The sequence below is a fragment of the Streptomyces sp. NPDC057249 genome, from assembly GCF_042669245.1.
Lineage (GTDB): Bacteria > Actinomycetota > Actinomycetes > Streptomycetales > Streptomycetaceae > Streptomyces.
Window position 1 is genome coordinate 1 of record NZ_JBHUXS010000023.1, and the last position, 17831, is coordinate 17831.

Sequence of the window (17831 nt, forward strand, 5' to 3'; positions counted from 1 at the left end):
TCGACGTGCTCTGGGCGATGCTGCGTGACAAGAGGCTGTTCACCTCCGCCCCACCGGTCACGCAGACGGCTTGACTTCATCATTGAGATTCCTCGTCGGTGTCTTCCCGGCCCATTCTCACCCCACGGGTACCTCGGCGACGCGGCCGACCGCCTTGTAATAGAAGGTCGTCGGCTTGAGGACCCCGTCCGGGCCGGCCGCGTAGTCCGGAACGGAACCGCACTCCGTCCATCCCGCCGCGCGGTACAGCCGCTCCGCGGGGCTGCCGCTCTCGGTGTCCAGGACCAGGAGCGTGACGCCGTCCTCGGCCGCCGTGCGCTCGGCCGCGGCCAGCAGCTCGCGGCCGAGCCCGCGCCCGCGCGCCGACGGGCGGACCATCAGCTTGGTCACCTCCGCGCGGTGGCGTGCGTTGGGCAGCGGCGCCCGGACCAGGCCGATGGTGCCCGCGACGCGTTCCCCGTCCCGGGCGATCCACGCCTGGAGCCCGCCCGCCTCCACGGCCGCGGCCCGGGCGCGCCACCACTCGGCGGCGGCGCCCCGGTCCAGCGGCGCCAGGAAGCCCACGGACGAGCCGGCCTCCACGGTCTCCACCAGCAGGGCGGCCAGCTCATCGGCGTAGGTGACCAGCTCGGGGCCGGACACCGGGACGATCTCGGTCATGGGGGCAGGTCCTTCCCTGGGACGCCGGGCCGCATTCCCGCGCGGACCGGCTGCGACGTGATCCTAAGCGGGTGTCCGGCGAGCAGCGGGTGGGTGGTCGGTCAGCCCCGTGCCCGCCGGACTGCCGGACACGCGTCCTCGTGACACTCTGGAAGCGGAACGTCCGGTTCGGCACCGGTCCGCGCCGGGCGGCCATGCCAGAAAAGGAGGCCCGACATGGCCAACACGGGCAGCGCACCGGCGGCTTCACACGGCACCGACGGCTCACACCATCCCGCCCGCGCGGGCTGGACCGCGTTCGCTGCGGTCCTGATGATCTTCGGCGGCGCGATGGCGATCTTCCAGGGCATCGCGGCCATCGCCGAGGACGACGTGTTCGTCGCCACGCGCAACTACGTCTTCCAGTTCAACCTGACGGGCTGGGGATGGATCCACCTCATCCTGGGAATCGTCATCGTCCTCGCCGGCTGCGCACTCTTCACCGGCGCCTTCTGGGCAAGGGCCGTCGGGGTGGTCCTCGCCGGGCTCGGCGCGCTGGCGAACTTCCTGTGGCTGCCGCACTACCCGCTGTGGTCCATCGTGCTCATCGCCATCGACATCTTCATCATCTGGGCGCTCTGCGCGGGCCCGGACCACCACCGCGCGAAAGCCTGACCGGGCCTCACGGCTCCCTCAGCAGAACGAGCGTGTCGCCCGGAGCCGGCTCCGGGCGACCGCTCTGTGTGACCGGGACGAGCCGGCCCTCCGGCCGCACCACGAACAGCAGGTGCTCCCCGGGCGCCGGCGGACCGTCCGCGGGCCGCGTCACCACCCGCGCCCCGGCCCCGTACCTCCGGGCGATCTCGGACCGGGTGAGACCGGGCCCGAACAGGGCATCGCCGTCGGTGTACGGGGCCACCACACCGTGGTTCGCGGACGGCGGGGCGAGCCGGCCGATCTCCCCGTCGACGCTCTCCCGGAGCGTGAGCGACGCCAGCGCGTTGAAGTCGTCCTCGCCGGTGAGCAGCAGCACCGAGGTGATCCCCTCCAGCTCCGCACCGGCCCCGGTGGCCGAGGCGAGCAGTTCCCCGGGCGCCAGCTTCAGCCCCGCGGCCCTGATCCGCGCCCGCTCCTCCTCCGCGCCCGCCCACATCAGTACGTCGAGCCCCGCCGCGCTCAGTGCGCCCGCCAGGTCCACCGCCCAGGGCGCCCCGCCCACCAGCAGCGGCCGGGACCGGGCGGGCCGCAGCACCCCCAGCCGCCGCGCCGCCGGGAACGCCGTCAGGCCGTAGAGCGTCACCGTCGCCACGATCACCACGAAGGTCGCGGGCAGGATGCGCTCCGCGCCGGCGACGTGGTGCCCGGCCAGCTCGGCGGAGAACGTGGAGGCGGTGGCCGCGGCGACGATGCCCCGGGGCGCCATCCAGCCGATGAACCACCGCTCCCGCGCGGGTACGTCGGTGCCGGCCGCCGCGAGGTGGGCGATGAGCGGCCGGGTCACCAGGACGAGGAGGGCGGTCAGCGCCAGCGCGGGCAGCACCACGTGCCGCAGCGACGCCGGGGTGACCGTCGCCGAGATGGAGACGAAGAGCAGGCCGATGATCAGGGAGACCAGCGTCTCGAAGAAGGGCCGGCGCGCGGGCAGATCGAGACCGGGGAGATTGGCCATGGCCATTCCCATGACGACGGCCGAGATCAGCCCCGTGTCGTCGCGCAGCGCGTCGCAGGCCGCCGCCACCCCGACCACGGCGGCCAGCTGGAGCGACGTCTCCAGTTCCTCGCTGAGCCGCACCCGCCGCAGCACCAGCCACAGCACCGCCGCTCCGGCCGCGCCCGCCCCCACGCCCACCGCCGCGCTCGCCAGGAAGTGCCCGAGCCCGCTGCCGAACCCGGGCCGGTCGCCCGCCACGACCCCGTGGAAGACGAGCGCCCCCAGAATCCCGCCGACCGGGTCGATCAGAGCGCCCTCCCAGATGAGGATGCGCCGCAGCCGCTCCGTGGGCCGTACGAAGGCGAGCAGCGGCCCCACGACCGTCGGGCCCGACACGACGAGGATCGCCGCGAGCATGACCGCCGCCTGCGCCGACATGTCCAACACCGGGACGGCGAAGAGCGCGGCGGACACCAGTGTCAGCAGCGCTCCCAGCCACAGCAGCCGGATCACCACCCGGCGGTTGTGTCCCGTCAGCCGCTTCAGGTCCAGACCCAGCCCGGCGTCGTACAGGATCACGGCCACCGCCAGCGACACCAGCGGCGAGAAGGCGGGGCCGAGCAGCCGTTCGGGATCGATGTCGTCGGTGAGCGCCCCGGCGGTGAACCCGGCCGGCAGCAGCACGAGCAGCGCCGGCACCCGCAGCCGCTTCGCCAGCAGCTGCGAACCGACCGCGAGGACCACGATCAGCCCGAGCCCCACATACACCTGGTCCGCCGTCATCGACCCGCCTCCTCCGGCGCGCCCGGGTGCCGGACGCGACCCGCACAGCAGCGCGCGCGACCACCTTCCGTGCCGCCGCCCGGCCGGGGCGCGAGGGCTCGCCTCAAGAAGCGCACCCGGTGACGGGGATCGCCCGGACGGACTATCCGTCACGGTGGGGCGGCGCGCGGAGGGCCGGTCTCACGGCCGCACGCGGGACTCCGGCCTCACCGCCGGACGCGCTCCTCGGCGACGTCGAACGCGGGTGCGAGCGGGGCCAGTGCCGCGCGGAGCCGGTCGTCCAGGGAGCCGGCGGGCACGACGAGTCCTCCGGTGCCCGCAGCCCCGGCCGGCTGCATCCAGCCCTCCAGCGCGATGCGGACGGCGGCGGCCGCGCTCGCCGCGAGGACCCGGGCAGCCGGCGCCGATGCGTCGCCCAGGCGCGCGGCGATCGCCGTCGTGAGCGGCGGTTCGATGCCGGCGGTGGCGTCCAGGAAGGCGGCGCGCAGCGCGGGCCGGGTGGTGACGAGCAGCAGCGCCTCCGGGCCGTGCGCACCGGGGTCCGTGTACTGCTCGACCACCGCCTCGGTGACGGCGTCGGCCAGGCCCACCTCCGCCGGCCGCGCCGCGACGGCCGCCGCGACGCGCGCCTCCCGGTCGGCGGTGACGGCCGAGACGATCGCCTGTTCCCGGCTCGCGAAGTAGTTGTTGTACGTGCGCGGCGAGACGCCGGCCGCCTCGGCGATGTCCTCGACCCGCACCCGCTCGGGCCCGTGCTCGACGGCCAGGCGCAGCGCCGCCTCGCGCAGCGCCTCGCGGGTGGCCTGCTTCTTGCGCTCCCGCAGTCCCGGTGGTGTCGTCACCGCACCAGCGTTCCACAAGGGCTGCGTGCACGCAAACTTGCGTGCACGCACTTTTCCTGCGAGCCTCGGCCGGACCGACCTATCGAGAGGACGCCGCCATGCGGGCAAGAGGAATGACCTACGACACCGGATTCGTCCTGCACGGCCGCACCTCGCGCCAACACTTCGACCTCGCGGCGGTCCGGCGGGAACTGGCGATCATCCGCGACGACCTGCACTGCGACGCCGTCCAGATCATCGGCGGCGACCCGGACCGGCTGGAACAGGCCGCGTCCGCCGCCGCCGCACTCGGCCTGGAGGTCTGGTTCTCGCCCTACCCGCTGGAACTGGAACCGGAGCAGATCCTCACGCTCTTCCGCGACTGCGCCGCACGAGCGGAACGGCTCCGGCAGGAGGGCGCCGCGGTCGTGTTCGTCGCGGGCGTCGAGCTGAGCGTGATGAACCGGGGGTTCCTGCCCGGGGAGAGCCCCGAGGAACGGGTCGGACACCTGATGAGCCGCCCCGAGCGACGGGCCGAGGCGATCCGCGGACTCGGCGTCCGCGTCAACGCGTTCCTCGGCGACGCGGTGGCCGCCGTCCGCGAGCGCTACCGGGGCACCCTCACGTACGCGGCCATCCAGTTCGAGCAGGTCGACTGGGCGCCCTTCGACATCGTGACGTACGAGCTGATCCGCTCCGCCGAGATCGCCGACCGGTTCCGCGACGCGGTCCGCACCCTCGCCCGGGGCCCGAAGCCGCTCGCCGTCACCGGGTTCGGCACCGCGGCCTACCGCGGCGCGGGGGACCGGGGCGGGCGGGTCCTCGAAGTGGTCGAGCACGACCCGCTGACCAAGGACCCGGTGCGGCTGGACGGCGTCTACGAGCGCGACGAGGCCGGCCAGGCCGCGTACCTGAGCGAACTCCTGGAGGTCTTCGAGACCGAGGGCGTGGACAGCGCGTTCGTGTTCCTGTTCGCCCTGCCCGGCTACCCGCACCGCCCGGACGGCGATCCCCGGGACGACCTGGACCGGGCAGGACTGGGCATCGTCAAACTCCTCGAAGGGCGCCGGGGGCGGACCTACCCCGACATGGAGTGGGAGCCCAAGGCCGCCTTCGAGGCGGTGGCACGGAGCTACCGGAAGTGAGGGCCGTTACTCCCGCTTGTCGTCCCAGGGCGTGCCCAGCCAGCTGTCGAAAGAGGTGATCAGCGCCGTCAGCGCCGCCGCCAGCCGCTGGTCGGCCCACTGCGCGTGTACGACGAGCTCGCCGTCGGCGTGGAACTCGAACGGGGTCTCGCCGGCCGCCCGCCAGCGGATGCGGCGGGGCCCGCGCGGCACATCGCCGCCGCCGTTCAGCATGCTGCCCACGCCGATCGCCAGCCACAGCGGGAACAGCAGCCACCACACGTACCACCAGAAGATCCGGCCCTTGAGGCCGACGGCCTCGGGGCAGCCGGTCTGGGTGACCGTCCAGCGGGTGCGCAGGCCCTTGCCCGAGCACGCCTTCTCGCGGACGACGGTGCCCAGCACTTCCCCGTAGCCGCCCCGTACCTGGTACGCCGAGACCCCGTCACCGGCCGACGCTGTGACGACCGTCGCCAGCCGGGCCCGGCGCTCCGGGTCGGCCCACAGCACGAAGGAGCGGGTGCCCTCCTTGCGGGCGGCGAGGTACCCGGGTATGCCGCCCGGCGGCAGCTCCCGCTCCAGGTGGGCCAGCACCCGCGACTCCCCGCCCGGCACGTCCGTGACCTTGACGACATGGCTGAAGGGTGAGACGGGAGGGGGCGCCGGAACGCCCTTCCTCGGCTTCTTCCCCGTGGCGACGGGACTCACTTTCAGGACGGTGGCCACGTGCGCGCTCCTCCGTTGTGATGATCCGGAAGTCGAACAGTAGCCCTACCGCCTTGCGGGATTACGCGGACGGGGCGTCGCCCAGCCGCCGGAACAGACCCTCCTGCACCACCGACACCAGCAGATTGCCCGCACGGTCGTAGATCCGGCCGCGCGCCAGCCCCCGCCCGCCCGTCGCGACCGGCGACTCCTGGTCGTACAGGAACCACTCGTCCGCACGGAACGGGCGGTGGAACCACATCGCGTGGTCCAGCGAGGCCATGTCGAAGCCGCGCGGCCCCCACAACGGCTCCACCGGGATGCGGACCGCGTCCAGCAGGGTCATGTCGCTCGCATACGTCAGTGCGCAGGTGTGCACCAGCGGATCGTCGCCCAGCGGCCCCACCGCGCGCATCCACACCGCGCTGCGCGGGTCCGCGTCCTTGATCTCCTCGCGCGTCCAGCGCAGCCGGTCCACGTAACGGATGTCGAATGGCTGGCGCCGCGCCATCCGTTCCAGCGCCTCCGGCAGACCGCCCAGGTGCTCGCGCACCTCCTCGGCGACCGTCGGCAGCTCCTCGGGGTCCGGCACCACCCGGGCAGGCGGCAGCTGGTGCTCGAAGCCCGCCTCCTCCGGGCGGTGGAACGACGCCGTCAGGTTGAAGATCGTCCGGCCCTGCTGGACGGCCGTCACCCGCCGGGTGGTGAACGACCTGCCGTCCCGGACGCGCTCCACGTCGTACACGATCGGCACCCCCGGACGGCCCGGCCGCAGGAAGTAGGCGTGCAGCGAGTGCACCGGCCGGTCCCCGTCCGTGGTGCGGCCGGCCGCCACCAGCGCCTGCCCCGCGACCTGCCCGCCGAAGACCCGCTGCAGGGACTCGTCGGGGCTGCGGCCCCGGAAGATGTTGACCTCGATCCGCTCCAGGTCGAGCAGGTCGACCAGACGCTCGGCGGGGTTCGTCATGCCGTTCTTCTCCACTCTCACAACTGGCCCACGGACGTGACCCGCACGACCGCCCGGCCCTCCTCGTCCGACGCCGCGAGGTCGACCTCCGCGCTGATGCCCCAGTCGTGGTCGCCGTTCGGGTCGGCGAACGTCTGCCGGACCCGCCACACACCGTGCGCCGCGTCCTCGTCGATCTTCAGCAGCTTCGGGCCGCGCGCGTCGGGACCGGTGCCCAGCTCCTCGTACTCGTCCCAGTACGCGTCCATCGCCTCGCCCCACGCGTCCTCGTCCCAGCCCGCGTCCGCGTCCAGCTCGCCCAGGTCGCGGACCCGGTCCAGCGCGGCCAGCTCCACCCGGCGGAACATCGCGTTGCGCACCAGCACCCGGAACGCGCGGGCGTTCGCCGTGACCGGCTTGACCTCGTCGGCCCGCTCCTGCGCCTGCTCGGCGGTCTCCACCTCGGGGTTGGCCAGCTGCTCCCACTCGTCCAGCAGACTGGAGTCCACCTGACGCACCATCTCGCCCAGCCAGGCGATCAGATCCTCCAGGTCCTCGGACTTGAGGTCGTCCGGAATGGTGTGCTCCAACGCCTTGTACGCACTCGCCAGATACCGCAGCACGATGCCCTCGGTCCGCGCCAGCTCGTAGTTCGACGTGAACTCCGTGAACGTCATGGCCCGTTCGTACATGTCACGGATCACCGACTTCGGCGACACCGGATGGTCGCCCACCCACGGGTGGCTGCGCCGGTAGACGTCGTACGCGTGCCACAGCAGCTCGCTCAGCGGCTTCGGGTACGTCACCTCCTGGAGCAGCTCCATCCGCTCCTCGTACTCGATGCCGTCGGCCTTCATCTGCCCGACCGCCTCACCGCGCGCCTTGTTCTGCTGCGCGGCCAGGATCTGGCGCGGATCGTCCAGCGTCGACTCCACCACCGAGACCATGTCCAGCGCGTACGACGGCGAGTCCGGGTCCAGCAGCTCGAAGGCGGCCAGCGCGAACGTCGACAGCGGCTGGTTCAGCGCGAAGTCCTGCTGGAGGTCCACGGTGAGCCGCACGATGCGCCCCTCCGCGTCCGGCTCGTCCAGCTGCTCCACCACACCGCCGTCCAGCAGCGACCGGTAGATCGCGATGGCCCGGCGGATGTGCCGCAGCTGCGCCCGGCGCGGCTCGTGGTTGTCCTCCAGCAGATGCCGCATCGCCTCGAAGGCGTTGCCCGGGCGGGCGATCACGGAAAGCAGCATCGTGTGCGTGACCCGGAAACGCGAGGTCAGCGGCTCCGGATCGGACTGGATCAGCTTGTCGAAGGTGGTCTCCGACCAGGCGACGAAGCCCTCGGGGGCCTTCTTGCGGACGACCTTCCGCTTCTTCTTCGGGTCGTCACCCGCCTTCTTGACCGCCTTCTCGTTCTCGATGACGTGCTCGGGCGCCTGGGCGACGACGAAGCCCGCCGTGTCGAAGCCCGCCCGCCCGGCCCGGCCGGCGATCTGGTGGAACTCCCGCGCCCGCAGCGTCCGCACCCGGGTGCCGTCGTACTTGGTGAGCGCGGTGAACAGCACCGTGCGGATCGGTACGTTGACGCCGACGCCCAGCGTGTCCGTACCGCAGATCACCTTCAGCAGACCCGCCTGCGCCAGCTTCTCCACCAGCCTGCGGTACTTGGGGAGCATGCCCGCGTGGTGCACACCGATCCCGTGGCGTACGTACCGCGAGAGGTTCTGGCCGAACTTGGTGGTGAAGCGGAAGTTGCCGATGAGATCGGCGATCTTCTCCTTCTCCTCCTTGGTGCACATGTTGATGCTCATCAGCGACTGCGCCCGCTCCACCGCCGCCGCCTGCGTGAAGTGCACGATGTACACCGGCGACTGCCGGGTCTCCAGCAGCTCGGTGAGCGTCTCCGTGATCGGCGTCAGCCGGTACTCGTAACTCAGCGGTACCGGACGGGTCGCCGAGCGGATCACGGAGGTCGGACGGCCGGTGCGCCGCGTCAGGTCCTCCTCGAACATCCGGACGTCGCCGAGCGTCGCCGACATCAGGACGAACTGCGCCTGCGGCAGTTCCAGCAGCGGGATCTGCCACGCCCAGCCCCGGTCCGGCTCCGCGTAGAAGTGGAACTCGTCCATCACGACCTGGCCGATGTCCGCGTACTTCCCGTCACGCAGCGCGATCGACGCCAGCACCTCGGCGGTGCAGCAGATCACCGGGGCGTCGGCGTTGACCGAGGCGTCCCCGGTGAGCATCCCGACGTTCTCCGTACCGAACAGCTTGCACAGGTCGAAGAACTTCTCCGAGACCAGCGCCTTGATCGGCGCGGTGTAGAAGGTGACCTTGTCCTGGGCCAGCGCCGTGAAGTGTGCCCCCGCCGCGACCAGGCTCTTCCCGGACCCCGTGGGCGTGGAAAGGATCACGTTGGCCCCGGACACCACCTCGATCAGCGCCTCCTCCTGAGCGGGGTAGAGGGTGATCCCCTGCGTCTCGGTCCAGGACGAGAAAGCCTCGAAGAGAGCGTCGGGATCGTCGGTCGGGGGGAGCTGATCGATAAGGGTCACGCCCCCATCTTGCCTGTCTTCCGCCCCGATGAGGGAACCGGACGACGGCCCGAAGATCACGAACGATACGCTTCCCTCTCAACTCGGCCACGCCGCACCGGCGGTGCCGGATCTCGCGCCCGGACACCACCAGGCGCACTCGGCGACACCTACGGGGGCTCGGCAGTCATGATGGGACCGGCACACTCTCTGTCAGGGGCGGCGGCCTGGCTGGGGGTGGGTGCCGCGGCGGCGGCCACCGGCCACACCATGCCGTGGCCCGTCCTCGTCGTCGGCGCGCTGATCAGCGCGGGCGCCGCGCTCGCCCCCGACCTCGACCACAAGTCGGCGACCATCTCACGCGCCTTCGGGCCCCTCTCGCGCGGGATGTGCGAGATCGTCGACAAGCTCTCGCACGCCGTCTACAAGGCCACCAAGCTGCGGGGCGACTCCCACCGCAACGGCGGCCACCGCACCCTCACCCACACCTGGGCCTGGGCCGTCCTGATCGGAGCGGGCGCCTCCGCCGTCGCGTACACCGGCGGGCGCTGGGGGGTCCTCGCGATCCTCTTCATCCACCTGGTCCTCGCCGTCGAAGGACTGCTCTGGCGGGCCGCCCGCGTCTCCAGCGACGTCCTGGTGTGGCTGCTCGGGGCGACCAGCGCGTGGATTCTCGCCGGGGTCCTCGACAAGCCGGGCAACGGCGCCGACTGGCTGTTCACCGACCCCGGTCAGGAATACCTCTGGCTCGGTCTGCCGATCGTGCTCGGCGCCCTCGTCCACGACATCGGCGACGCGCTGACCGTCTCGGGCTGCCCGATCCTGTGGCCGATCCCGTTGGGCCGCAAGCGCTGGTACCCGATCGGTCCGCCCAAGGCCATGCGCTTCAAGGCCGGCAGCTGGGTGGAGATCAAGGTGCTGATGCCCGTCTTCATGATCCTCGGGGGCGTGGGCGCGGCGGCGGCGATGAACGTCATCTGAGCCGCCCGGGGGGGCCGGCGCACCGGCCCCCCGGACCCGTCAGCCGTGCCAGGAGCGCCAGAGCGCCGCGTACGCCCCGTCCGCCGCCACCAGCTCGTCGTGGCTGCCCAGCTCGGTGATCCGGCCCTGCTCGACCACGGCGATCACGTCCGCGTCGTGCGCCGTGTGCAGCCGGTGCGCGATCGCCACCACCGTACGGCCCTCCAGCACCCGGGCGAGCGACCGCTCCAGGTTGCGGGCCGCCCGGGGGTCGAGCAGCGACGTCGCCTCGTCCAGGACCAGCGTGTGCGGATCGGCCAGCACCAGGCGGGCGAGCGCGATCTGCTGGGCCTGCGCCGGGGTGATCACCAGGCCCCCCGAGCCGACCTCGGCGTCGAGCCCCCGCTCCAGCGCCCGCGCCCAGCCGTCCGCGTCGACCGCGGCGAGCGACGCCCACAGCTCCGCGTCCTCGGCGTCCGTACGCGCCAGCCGCAGGTTGTCCCGCAGCGAGCCGACGAACACGTGGTGCTCCTGGTTGACCAGCGCCACGTGCGACCGCACCCGCTCCGTCACCATCCGCGACAGGCGCGCGCCGCCCAGCGTGACGTCGCCGTCCCGGGGCGCGTAGATCCCCGCCAGCAGCCGGCCCAGCGTCGACTTGCCCGCACCCGACGGCCCGACCAGCGCCAGCCGCGTGCCCGGGGCGACGTCCAGCGACACCCGGTGCAGCACGTCCACCCCGTCCACGTACCCGAAACGCACCTCGTCGGCCCGCACGTCCCGGCCGTCCGGGGACACCGACGCGTCCCCCGCGTCCGGTTCGATCTCCCGGACGCCCACCAGCCGCGCCAGCGACACCTGGGCCACCTGCAACTCGTCGTACCAGCGCAGGATCAGACCGATCGGGTCCACCATCATCTGGGCGAGCAGCGCACCCGTGGTGAGCTGGCCGACGGTCATCCACCCCTCGATGACGAACCAGCCGCCCAGCAGCAGGACCGCCCCGAGGATCGTCGCGTACGTGATGTTGACGACCGGGAACAGCACCGTCCGCAGGAACAGCGTGTACCGCTCCCACGCCGTCCACTGCTTGACGCGCAGGTCCGACAGCGCGACCCGGCGCGCCCCCAGCCGGTGCGCCTCCACGGTCCGCCCCGCGTCCACGGTCTCGGCCAGGGCCGCGGCGACCGCCGCGTAGCCGACGGCCTCCGAGCGGTACGCCGAGGGCCCCCGGCGGAAGTACCAGCGGCAGCCGATGAGCAGCACCGGCAGCGCCACGACCACCGCCAGGGCCAGCGGGGGAGCGGTGACGGTCAGGGCGGCGATCAGCAGCCCCACCCACACCACGCCGATCGTCAGCTGCGGGACGGCCTCGCGCATGGCGTTGGCGAGCCGGTCGATGTCGGTGGTGATCCGGGACAGCAGATCACCCGTACCGGCCCGCTCCAGCACGCCCGGTGGCAGCCGCACCGACCGGACGAGGAAGTCCTCGCGGAGGTCGGCGAGCATCTCCTCGCCCAGCATGGCGCTGCGCAGCCGCATCATCCGGGTGGCCACCGTCTGCACGACGAGCGCCAGCGCGAACACCACGGCGGTGCGCTCCAGATGCAGGTCGCGCACCCCGTCGGACAGGTCCTCCACGAGCCCGCCCAGCAGGTACGGGCCCACGATGGAGGCGATCACCGCGAACGTGTTGAGCAGGGTCACCACCGCGAACGGCTTGCGGTGGCGCCGCATCAGTTCCAGGACGTAGGCCCGCACGGTCGCGGGCCGGCCGACCGGCAGGGTGGTCGCCGTCTCGGGGGCGGCCGGGTCGTAGGCGGGAGGTACGTGGGCCGGTGGGGCGACGCCGGTCATTGCCTGTCCTTTCATGCCCGTTCCTCGATTTCCCGCGGCGCCTCGTGGGGCGCGGCGGTCTCGTCGTCGGTCTCGCGGGTGACGACGGCGCGGTAGCGCTCCTCGGTGCGCATCAGCTCGCGGTGCGTACCGACCGCCACCACCGTGCCGCCGTGCACCAGCGCCACCCGGTCGGCCAGGTCGAGGAGCAGCGGCGACGAGGAGAACACGACGGTCGTACGGTCCGCGCGCAGGGCCTTGACGCCCGCCGCGACCCGGGCCTCGGTGTGCGAGTCGACCGCTGAGGTGGGCTCGTCCAGGACGAGCGTGTCCGGGTCGGTGAGCAGCGACCGGGCCAGGGCGAGCCGCTGGCGCTGGCCACCGGACAGGGACCGGCCGCGTTCGGTGATCCGGGTGTCCATCGGCTCGCGACCGGGTTCCGGGGACGCCTGGGCCAGAGCGGCCAGCACGTCGTCGCACTGCGCGGCGGACAGGGCGGCCGAGGCCGCCACCTGCCCGGACGACGGCACGTCCAGCAGTTCGCGCAGGGTGCCGGAGAGCAGCACGGGGTCCTTGTCCTGGACGAGTACGGCGGTCCGTGCCGCGCCCGGTTCCAGTTCGTCCAGCGGCACACCGCCCAGCAGGACGGAGGGCGGTTCGGGGGCGCCGGCCTCGGCCTCGGGCCGGGCGTGCCCGCCGAGCCGTTCCGCCAGCCGCCCCGCCTCGTCGGGGTCGCCGCAGACGACCGCGGTGAACGCGCCCCGCGGGGCCAGCAGCCCGGTGACCGGGTCGTACAGGTCGCCGGACGGGACGGTGTCGACGGTGGCCGGGCGGGTGTTCCGGCTCAGCGACAGCACGCGTACGGCGCGCTGCGCGGAGGGGCGGGAGAAGGAGTACGCCATGGCGATCTCCTCGAAGTGCCGCAGCGGGAACAGGCTCAGGGTCGCCGCGCTGTACACCGTGACCAGCTGGCCCACCTCGATCCTGCCGTCCCGGGCCAGCGCGGCCCCGTGCACGACCAGGGCGAGCAGCAGGGCGCCCGGCAGCAGGACCTGGACCGCCGAGATCAGCGACCACATCCGGGCGCTGTGCACCGCGGCCTCGCGGACCTCCTGCGAAGCGCGCCGGTAGCGGTCCAGGAACAGCTCCTCGCCGCCGATGCCGCGCAGCACGCGCAGCCCGGCCACGGTGTCCGAGGCGAGTTCGGTGGCCCGGCCGCCCTTCTCGCGCTGCACATCCGCCCGCCGGGTGGCACGCGGAAGCAGCGGCAGGACGGACAGGGCGAGGAACGGCATGGCGACCGCCACCAGAACGCCCAGCGACGGAAGGTAGAGGACGAGCCCCACGCTGATGACCACGAGGACCGTGGCGGCGGCGAGGAACCGCGAGAGCGCCTCGACGAACCAGCCGATCTTCTCCACGTCACCCGTGGACACCGCCACCACCTCGCCCGCGGCGACGCGGCGGGTCAGGAGCGAGCCCAGCTCGGCGGTCTTGCGCGACAGCAGCTGCTGGATACGGGCGGCGGCGGTGATCCAGTTGGTCACGGCGGCCCGGTGCAGCATCGCGTCGCCCAGCGCGGTCAGCACGCCCAGCAGCGCGGTCAGCCCGCAGGCCAGCGCGAGCCTGCCGCCGGACCGGTCCACGACCGCCTGGACGGCGAGTCCCACCGCCAGCGGGTACCCCGCGATCGAGCACTGGTGCAGCAGCCCCCAGAACAAGGACTTGAGCTGCCCGCGGATCTGATTGCGGCCCAGCCACAGCAGGAAGCGAGGGCCTGAACGGACGTCGGGATCGCCGGGGTCCGAGAACGGAAGATCGCGAATGTGCATGACATCCCAAGGGATCGGAAGCGGCCGGGCCCGCGAGGCGCCGCGGAAGCGCGTCGGGGCAGCACCGGGTCGCCCACGGGCTGCGCGGGCGGGGGAACCGGACCGCGTAAGCCTTGCCGGTCGCCGTGGTCGCGGCAAACGGTTTTACGCGGCGGCTGATGCGGCTGCGGCCCGAGGTGCCGGTGGGACGGGACCGGGCCGCGCACGCCCCGGACGGGTAAAGATTCGGCACGCTTTCGCCGGGGCCGCCCGGGCCGGCCGACCGCGGACGTGGCCAGGTGCGAGCATGGACGGATGCGTATAGCCGGTGCGGTTCGGATGGTGGCCTCGGCGGCCGCCTGTGGTGTCCTGCTCACGACCCTGACGTCCTGTGGTGACGGACAGGACACGAAGAAGGGCGCCGCCGCCGAGCGGCCGGCCGCCGGGAAGGGCCGTACGAAGGCCCCCGTCGAGGACCTGACGCGCATCCCCGATGTGGGCGACCGGCTCCAGTCGAAGATCCCGGCCGACTCCCGCCAGGTCGTCGCCGTCTACGGTGCCGGCAAGGACTCCGCGGACTCCACGGTCGTGCTCTACACCAAGTCCGGCTCCACCTGGGACAAGGCCGCCTCCTGGAAGGGCCACAACGGCAAGAAGGGCTGGACGTCCGACCACCACGAGAACGACAAGCGCAGCCCCGTCGGCGTGTACACCCTCAGCGACGCGGCCGGCGTCCTGCCCGACCCGGGCGCCCGCCTCCCGTACACGCAGACCGCCTCGATCCAGGCCCCGCACTACTGGGCCAAGTCCCACTGGCACGACTTCGACTACGTCATCGCCATCGACTACAACCGGGTCAAGGGCACCCCGCCCAACGACCCGACGCGCCCGCAGGGCCAGACCAAGGGCGGCAGCATCTGGCTGCACATGGACCACGGCAGCGGCACCTCGGCGTGCGTGAGCGTGTCCAAGCAGGCCATGGAGAAGCTGCTGCGCACCCTCGACCCGGAGCAGCACCCGGTCGTCGTCATGGGCGACCGGGCCAGCCTCCGCGCCTGACCCGCACCGCTCAGGCGGGGCCCGGGCGGGTCGCCCACTCCAGCTCCATCAGAGCCGAGTGGTACGAACGGCCCGTCGCCCGGTCCATGCCGATCTCGCACATCCGGTTGGCCGAGAGGTACGCGTCGTACTCCCGGGACCGCACCTCGGCGGCCTCCTTGGCGGTCGCGGACGCCGTCAGCTCCTTGTGCAGCATCCCGCGGTCGCCCGCGAAACCGCAGCACGCGGCGTCGTCCGGGATCACGGCCTCCTCCGCGCAGGCGTCGGCGACCGCGCGCAGCCGGTCCACATCGTCCAGATGCTCCATGGAACAGGTCGGATGCAGCACCGCCGAACGGGACCTGCGTACCACCGTCAGCTCCGGGAGCAGTTCGTCCGCCGCCCAGACCAGGGAGTCGACCACGGTCAGCTCGCGGTGCAGCGCCCGGTTGTCCTCGGTGAGGTACGGGACCACCTCGTGCGCGATGCCCAGCGTGCACGAGGAGGCGTCGACCACCAGCGGAAGCTTCCCGCCCGCCGTCCAGCCCCAGGCCGCCTCCACGATCCGGTTGGCCATCACGGCGTTGCCGGAGTCGTACCCCTTGGAGTGCCAGATGGTGGCGCAGCAGGTGCCGTTGACGTCGTCCGGAATCCACACGGGCTTTCCCGCCCGCGCCGACACGGCCACCACGGCCTGCGGCAGCGACGGGCCGCGATGGCTGTCCGGGCTGCCGAAGATGCGGTTGACGCAGGCCGGGTAGTAGACCGCGCTCGCCCCCGCCCTGGAGGTGCGCGGCAGCTTGCGGGGCGCGGCGCCGGGGACCTCCGGGAGCCACTCGGGGACCAGATCGGGGTGCACCGCCCGGCGGGCGAGCCGGGTCACCCCTTGCAGCAGCCGGTCGTCGATCCTGCTCGCCGCGGCGACCGCGAGCCGCGCCGCCGTCTCCGCCGTACGGAAGTGCTTGGCGGCGAGCGCGGCGATCCGCTCCTCGCGCGGGGAGTGCCGCTGGTGGCGGAAGCCCTTCATCATGGCGCCCGTGTCGATGCCGACCGGGCAGGCCAGCTTGCAGGTGGAGTCACCGGCGCAGGTGTCCACGGCGTCGTAGCCGTAGGCGTCGACCAGGCCCGTCTCGACGGGGGAGCCGTCGGGCTGGCGCATCATCTCGCGGCGCAGCACGATCCGCTGACGCGGTGAGGTCGTCAGGTCGTGGCTGGGGCAGGTCGGTTCGCAGAAGCCGCACTCGATGCAGGGGTCGGCGACCGCCTCGACCTTCGGGATGGTCTTGAGCCCGCGCAGATGGGCCTTCGGGTCGCGGTCGAGGACGATCCGCGGCGCCAGCACCCCGTCGGGGTCGATGACCTGCTTCGTACGCCACATCAGTTCGGTGGCCTGCGGACCCCACTCCAGTTCGAGAAAGGGGGCGATGTTGCGGCCCGTCGCGTGCTCCGCCTTGAGCGATCCGTCGAACCGCTCCACCGTCAGCCGGCAGAAGTCCGCCATGAAGGCGGCGTACCGGTCGACGTCGGAGGGCCGGGCCGCGTCGAAGGCCAGCAGGAAGTGCAGGTTGCCGTGCGCCGCGTGCCCGGCGACGGCGGCGTCGAAGCCGTGCTCGGCCTGGAGCGCGAGCAGCGCCTCGCAGGCGTCGGCCAGCCGGGACGGCGGGACCGCGAAGTCCTCGGTGATCAGCGTCGTACCCGAGGGGCGGGAGCCGCCGACCGCGGTGACGAACGCCTTGCGGGCCTTCCAGTAGCCGGAGATGGTGCGGGCGTCCCGGGTGAACTCGTTGGTCACCGAGGTGACGGGCCGGACCAGCTCCAGCCGCCGCACCACATCGGCCGCCGCCCGCTCGTACGCCTCCTGGCCCGCCTCGTCCGGGGCCCGGAACTCCACCAGCAGCGCGGCGGTCTCCTTCGGCAGCCCCGCCCAGTCCGCGGGAACACCCTGCACGCTCACCGAGGCGCGCAGGGTGTTGCCGTCCATCAGCTCGACGGCGATCGCCCCCGCCTCGTTGAACAGCGGGACGGCGGCGGCCGCGGCGGTCAGCGAGGGGAAGAACAGCAGCGCCGTGGAGATCCGGCGGTCCAGCGGCAGGGTGTCGAAGACGACCTCGGAGATGAAGCCGAACGTCCCCTCGGAGCCGACCATGAGGCCGCGCAGGATCTCCACCGGGGTCGAGCCGTCGAGGAACGCGTCCAGCCGGTAGCCGTTGGTGTTCTTGATCTCGTACTTGGCGCGGATACGCGCCGTGAGTGCCGCGTCCGCCTCGATCTCCGCCTTCAGCGCCAGCAGCCCCTCGCACAGGCGCGGCTCGGCCCGGGCCAGGTCCTCGTCGGCCGCCGGGTCGGCGGTGTCCACGACGGTGCCGCTCGGCAGCACGAAGGTCAGCGAGGAGACGGTCCGGTACGAATTCCGGGTGGTCCCCGCGGTCATGCCCGAGGCGTTGTTGGCGACGACTCCGCCGATCGTGCACGCGATGGCGCTGGCCGGGTCGGGGCCCAGCAGCCTGCCGTGCCGGGCCAGGGCGGCGTTGGCCCGTACGACCGTCGTCCCGGGGCGGATGCGGGCGCGGGCCCCGTCGTCCAGGACTTCGATGCCCGACCAGTTCCGCCGGACGTCCACCAGGATGTCCTCGCCCTGGGCCTGGCCGTTGAGGCTGGTGCCGGCCGCGCGGAAGACCACGTTGCGACCCTTGCCGTGCGCGTACGAAAGGATCGCCGAGATGTCGTCCAGGTCCTCGGGGACGACGACCACCTGGGGCACGAACCGGTACGGACTGGCGTCCGAGGCGTACTTCACCAGGTCGGAGACCTTCCAGAGCACCTTCTCCGCGCCGAGCAGGGCGGTCAGGCCGGCGCGCAGCTCCTCCGGCGCGCCCTGCGCCCGCACGTCGGGGACGCGGTCGTGGGCGGGCGGGCGCACCGCCGCGGGGCGCAGCGTGTCGGGGTCCGGCTCCAGCAGCGGCATGTGGTTCTCCTCGGCGGACTA

Annotated in this window: 13 protein-coding genes; 4 read left to right on the forward strand and 9 right to left on the reverse strand. The window is 72.7% G+C overall.

Annotation, left to right across the window (positions count from 1 at the left end; translation table 11 throughout):
- Positions 1-117 precede the first annotated feature (117 nt).
- Positions 118-660: a GNAT family N-acetyltransferase gene (locus ACFUJY_RS31030; protein WP_383305721.1), complete on the reverse strand. Its 543-nt coding sequence runs from the start codon at positions 658-660 to the stop codon at positions 118-120.
- Positions 661-876: 216 nt separating this feature from the next.
- Here ACFUJY_RS31030 and ACFUJY_RS31035 point away from each other — a divergent pair, with 216 nt between their 5' ends.
- Positions 877-1314: a hypothetical protein gene (locus tag ACFUJY_RS31035; protein WP_383305722.1), complete on the forward strand. Its 438-nt coding sequence runs from the start codon at positions 877-879 to the stop codon at positions 1312-1314.
- Positions 1315-1321: 7 nt separating this feature from the next.
- On the opposite strand, the gene ACFUJY_RS31040 is transcribed toward ACFUJY_RS31035, so the two are convergent.
- Together ACFUJY_RS31040 and ACFUJY_RS31045 are read right to left on the reverse strand one after the other, a co-directional pair.
- Complete coding sequence (locus ACFUJY_RS31040) at positions 1322-3073, reverse strand: cation:proton antiporter (protein ID WP_383305723.1); 1752 nt, start codon at positions 3071-3073, stop codon at positions 1322-1324.
- 206 nt (positions 3074-3279) lie between these two features.
- Positions 3280-3915 (reverse strand): TetR/AcrR family transcriptional regulator, encoded by a 636-nt coding sequence (locus tag ACFUJY_RS31045; protein WP_383305724.1) that lies wholly within the window; start codon positions 3913-3915, stop codon positions 3280-3282.
- Positions 3916-4013: 98 nt separating this feature from the next.
- Here ACFUJY_RS31045 and ACFUJY_RS31050 point away from each other — a divergent pair, with 98 nt between their 5' ends.
- On the forward strand, positions 4014-5039 hold the full coding sequence (locus ACFUJY_RS31050; protein ID WP_383305725.1) for a hypothetical protein: 1026 nt from the start codon (positions 4014-4016) through the stop codon (positions 5037-5039).
- A 6-nt stretch (positions 5040-5045) separates the two neighbouring features.
- On the opposite strand, the gene ACFUJY_RS31055 is transcribed toward ACFUJY_RS31050, so the two are convergent.
- The 3 genes from ACFUJY_RS31055 to ACFUJY_RS31065 all read right to left on the reverse strand — a co-directional run bounded on the left by ACFUJY_RS31055 (position 5046) and on the right by ACFUJY_RS31065 (position 9221).
- The gene (locus tag ACFUJY_RS31055) at positions 5046-5744 is read right to left on the reverse strand and encodes a hypothetical protein (RefSeq protein ID WP_383305727.1); all 699 of its coding nucleotides are present in this window, start codon (positions 5742-5744) and stop codon (positions 5046-5048) included.
- Positions 5745-5805: 61 nt separating this feature from the next.
- A complete protein-coding gene (locus tag ACFUJY_RS31060) occupies positions 5806-6690 on the reverse strand; it encodes an acyl-CoA thioesterase (protein ID WP_383305729.1) in 885 nt (294 codons plus the stop codon).
- 17 nt (positions 6691-6707) lie between these two features.
- Positions 6708-9221: a DEAD/DEAH box helicase gene (locus ACFUJY_RS31065; RefSeq protein ID WP_383305731.1), complete on the reverse strand. Its 2514-nt coding sequence runs from the start codon at positions 9219-9221 to the stop codon at positions 6708-6710.
- Positions 9222-9389: 168 nt separating this feature from the next.
- Between ACFUJY_RS31065 and ACFUJY_RS31070 the strand changes: the two genes are divergently transcribed.
- Entirely contained in the window at positions 9390-10181 is a 792-nt protein-coding gene (locus tag ACFUJY_RS31070; protein ID WP_383305733.1) for a metal-dependent hydrolase, read from the forward strand.
- A gap of 39 nt (positions 10182-10220) precedes the next feature.
- Here the strand turns inward: ACFUJY_RS31070 and ACFUJY_RS31075 are convergent, their stop codons facing one another.
- Together ACFUJY_RS31075 and ACFUJY_RS31080 are read right to left on the reverse strand one after the other, a co-directional pair.
- A complete protein-coding gene (locus tag ACFUJY_RS31075; protein ID WP_383305855.1) occupies positions 10221-12017 on the reverse strand; it encodes an ABC transporter ATP-binding protein in 1797 nt (598 codons plus the stop codon).
- An 11-nt stretch (positions 12018-12028) separates the two neighbouring features.
- Positions 12029-13828 (reverse strand): ABC transporter transmembrane domain-containing protein, encoded by a 1800-nt coding sequence (locus tag ACFUJY_RS31080; protein ID WP_383305735.1) that lies wholly within the window; start codon positions 13826-13828, stop codon positions 12029-12031.
- Positions 13829-14146: 318 nt separating this feature from the next.
- Here ACFUJY_RS31080 and ACFUJY_RS31085 point away from each other — a divergent pair, with 318 nt between their 5' ends.
- Complete coding sequence (locus ACFUJY_RS31085) at positions 14147-14866, forward strand: L,D-transpeptidase family protein (RefSeq protein WP_383305857.1); 720 nt, start codon at positions 14147-14149, stop codon at positions 14864-14866.
- 10 nt (positions 14867-14876) lie between these two features.
- Here ACFUJY_RS31085 and ACFUJY_RS31090 read toward each other — a convergent pair whose 3' ends face one another.
- Entirely contained in the window at positions 14877-17810 is a 2934-nt protein-coding gene (locus ACFUJY_RS31090; RefSeq protein ID WP_383305737.1) for an FAD-binding and (Fe-S)-binding domain-containing protein, read from the reverse strand.
- Between the last annotated feature and the right edge of the window lie 21 nt (positions 17811-17831).

What these genes read in the sequence shown, in the direction of transcription:
- ACFUJY_RS31090 (WP_383305737.1), bottom strand. Translation starts at nt 17,810, where the DNA reads ATGCCGCTGCTGGAGCCGGACCCCGACACGCTGCGCCCCGCGGCGGTG.
- ACFUJY_RS31040 (WP_383305723.1), bottom strand. Translation starts at nt 3,073, where the DNA reads ATGACGGCGGACCAGGTGTATGTGGGGCTCGGGCTGATCGTGGTCCTC.
- ACFUJY_RS31060 (WP_383305729.1), bottom strand. Translation starts at nt 6,690, where the DNA reads ATGACGAACCCCGCCGAGCGTCTGGTCGACCTGCTCGACCTGGAGCGG.
- ACFUJY_RS31085 (WP_383305857.1), top strand. Translation starts at nt 14,147, where the DNA reads ATGGTGGCCTCGGCGGCCGCCTGTGGTGTCCTGCTCACGACCCTGACG.
- ACFUJY_RS31075 (WP_383305855.1), bottom strand. Translation starts at nt 12,017, where the DNA reads ATGACCGGCGTCGCCCCACCGGCCCACGTACCTCCCGCCTACGACCCG.
- ACFUJY_RS31080 (WP_383305735.1), bottom strand. Translation starts at nt 13,828, where the DNA reads ATGCACATTCGCGATCTTCCGTTCTCGGACCCCGGCGATCCCGACGTC.
- ACFUJY_RS31030 (WP_383305721.1), bottom strand. Translation starts at nt 660, where the DNA reads ATGACCGAGATCGTCCCGGTGTCCGGCCCCGAGCTGGTCACCTACGCC.
- ACFUJY_RS31070 (WP_383305733.1), top strand. Translation starts at nt 9,390, where the DNA reads ATGATGGGACCGGCACACTCTCTGTCAGGGGCGGCGGCCTGGCTGGGG.
- ACFUJY_RS31035 (WP_383305722.1), top strand. Translation starts at nt 877, where the DNA reads ATGGCCAACACGGGCAGCGCACCGGCGGCTTCACACGGCACCGACGGC.
- ACFUJY_RS31050 (WP_383305725.1), top strand. Translation starts at nt 4,014, where the DNA reads ATGCGGGCAAGAGGAATGACCTACGACACCGGATTCGTCCTGCACGGC.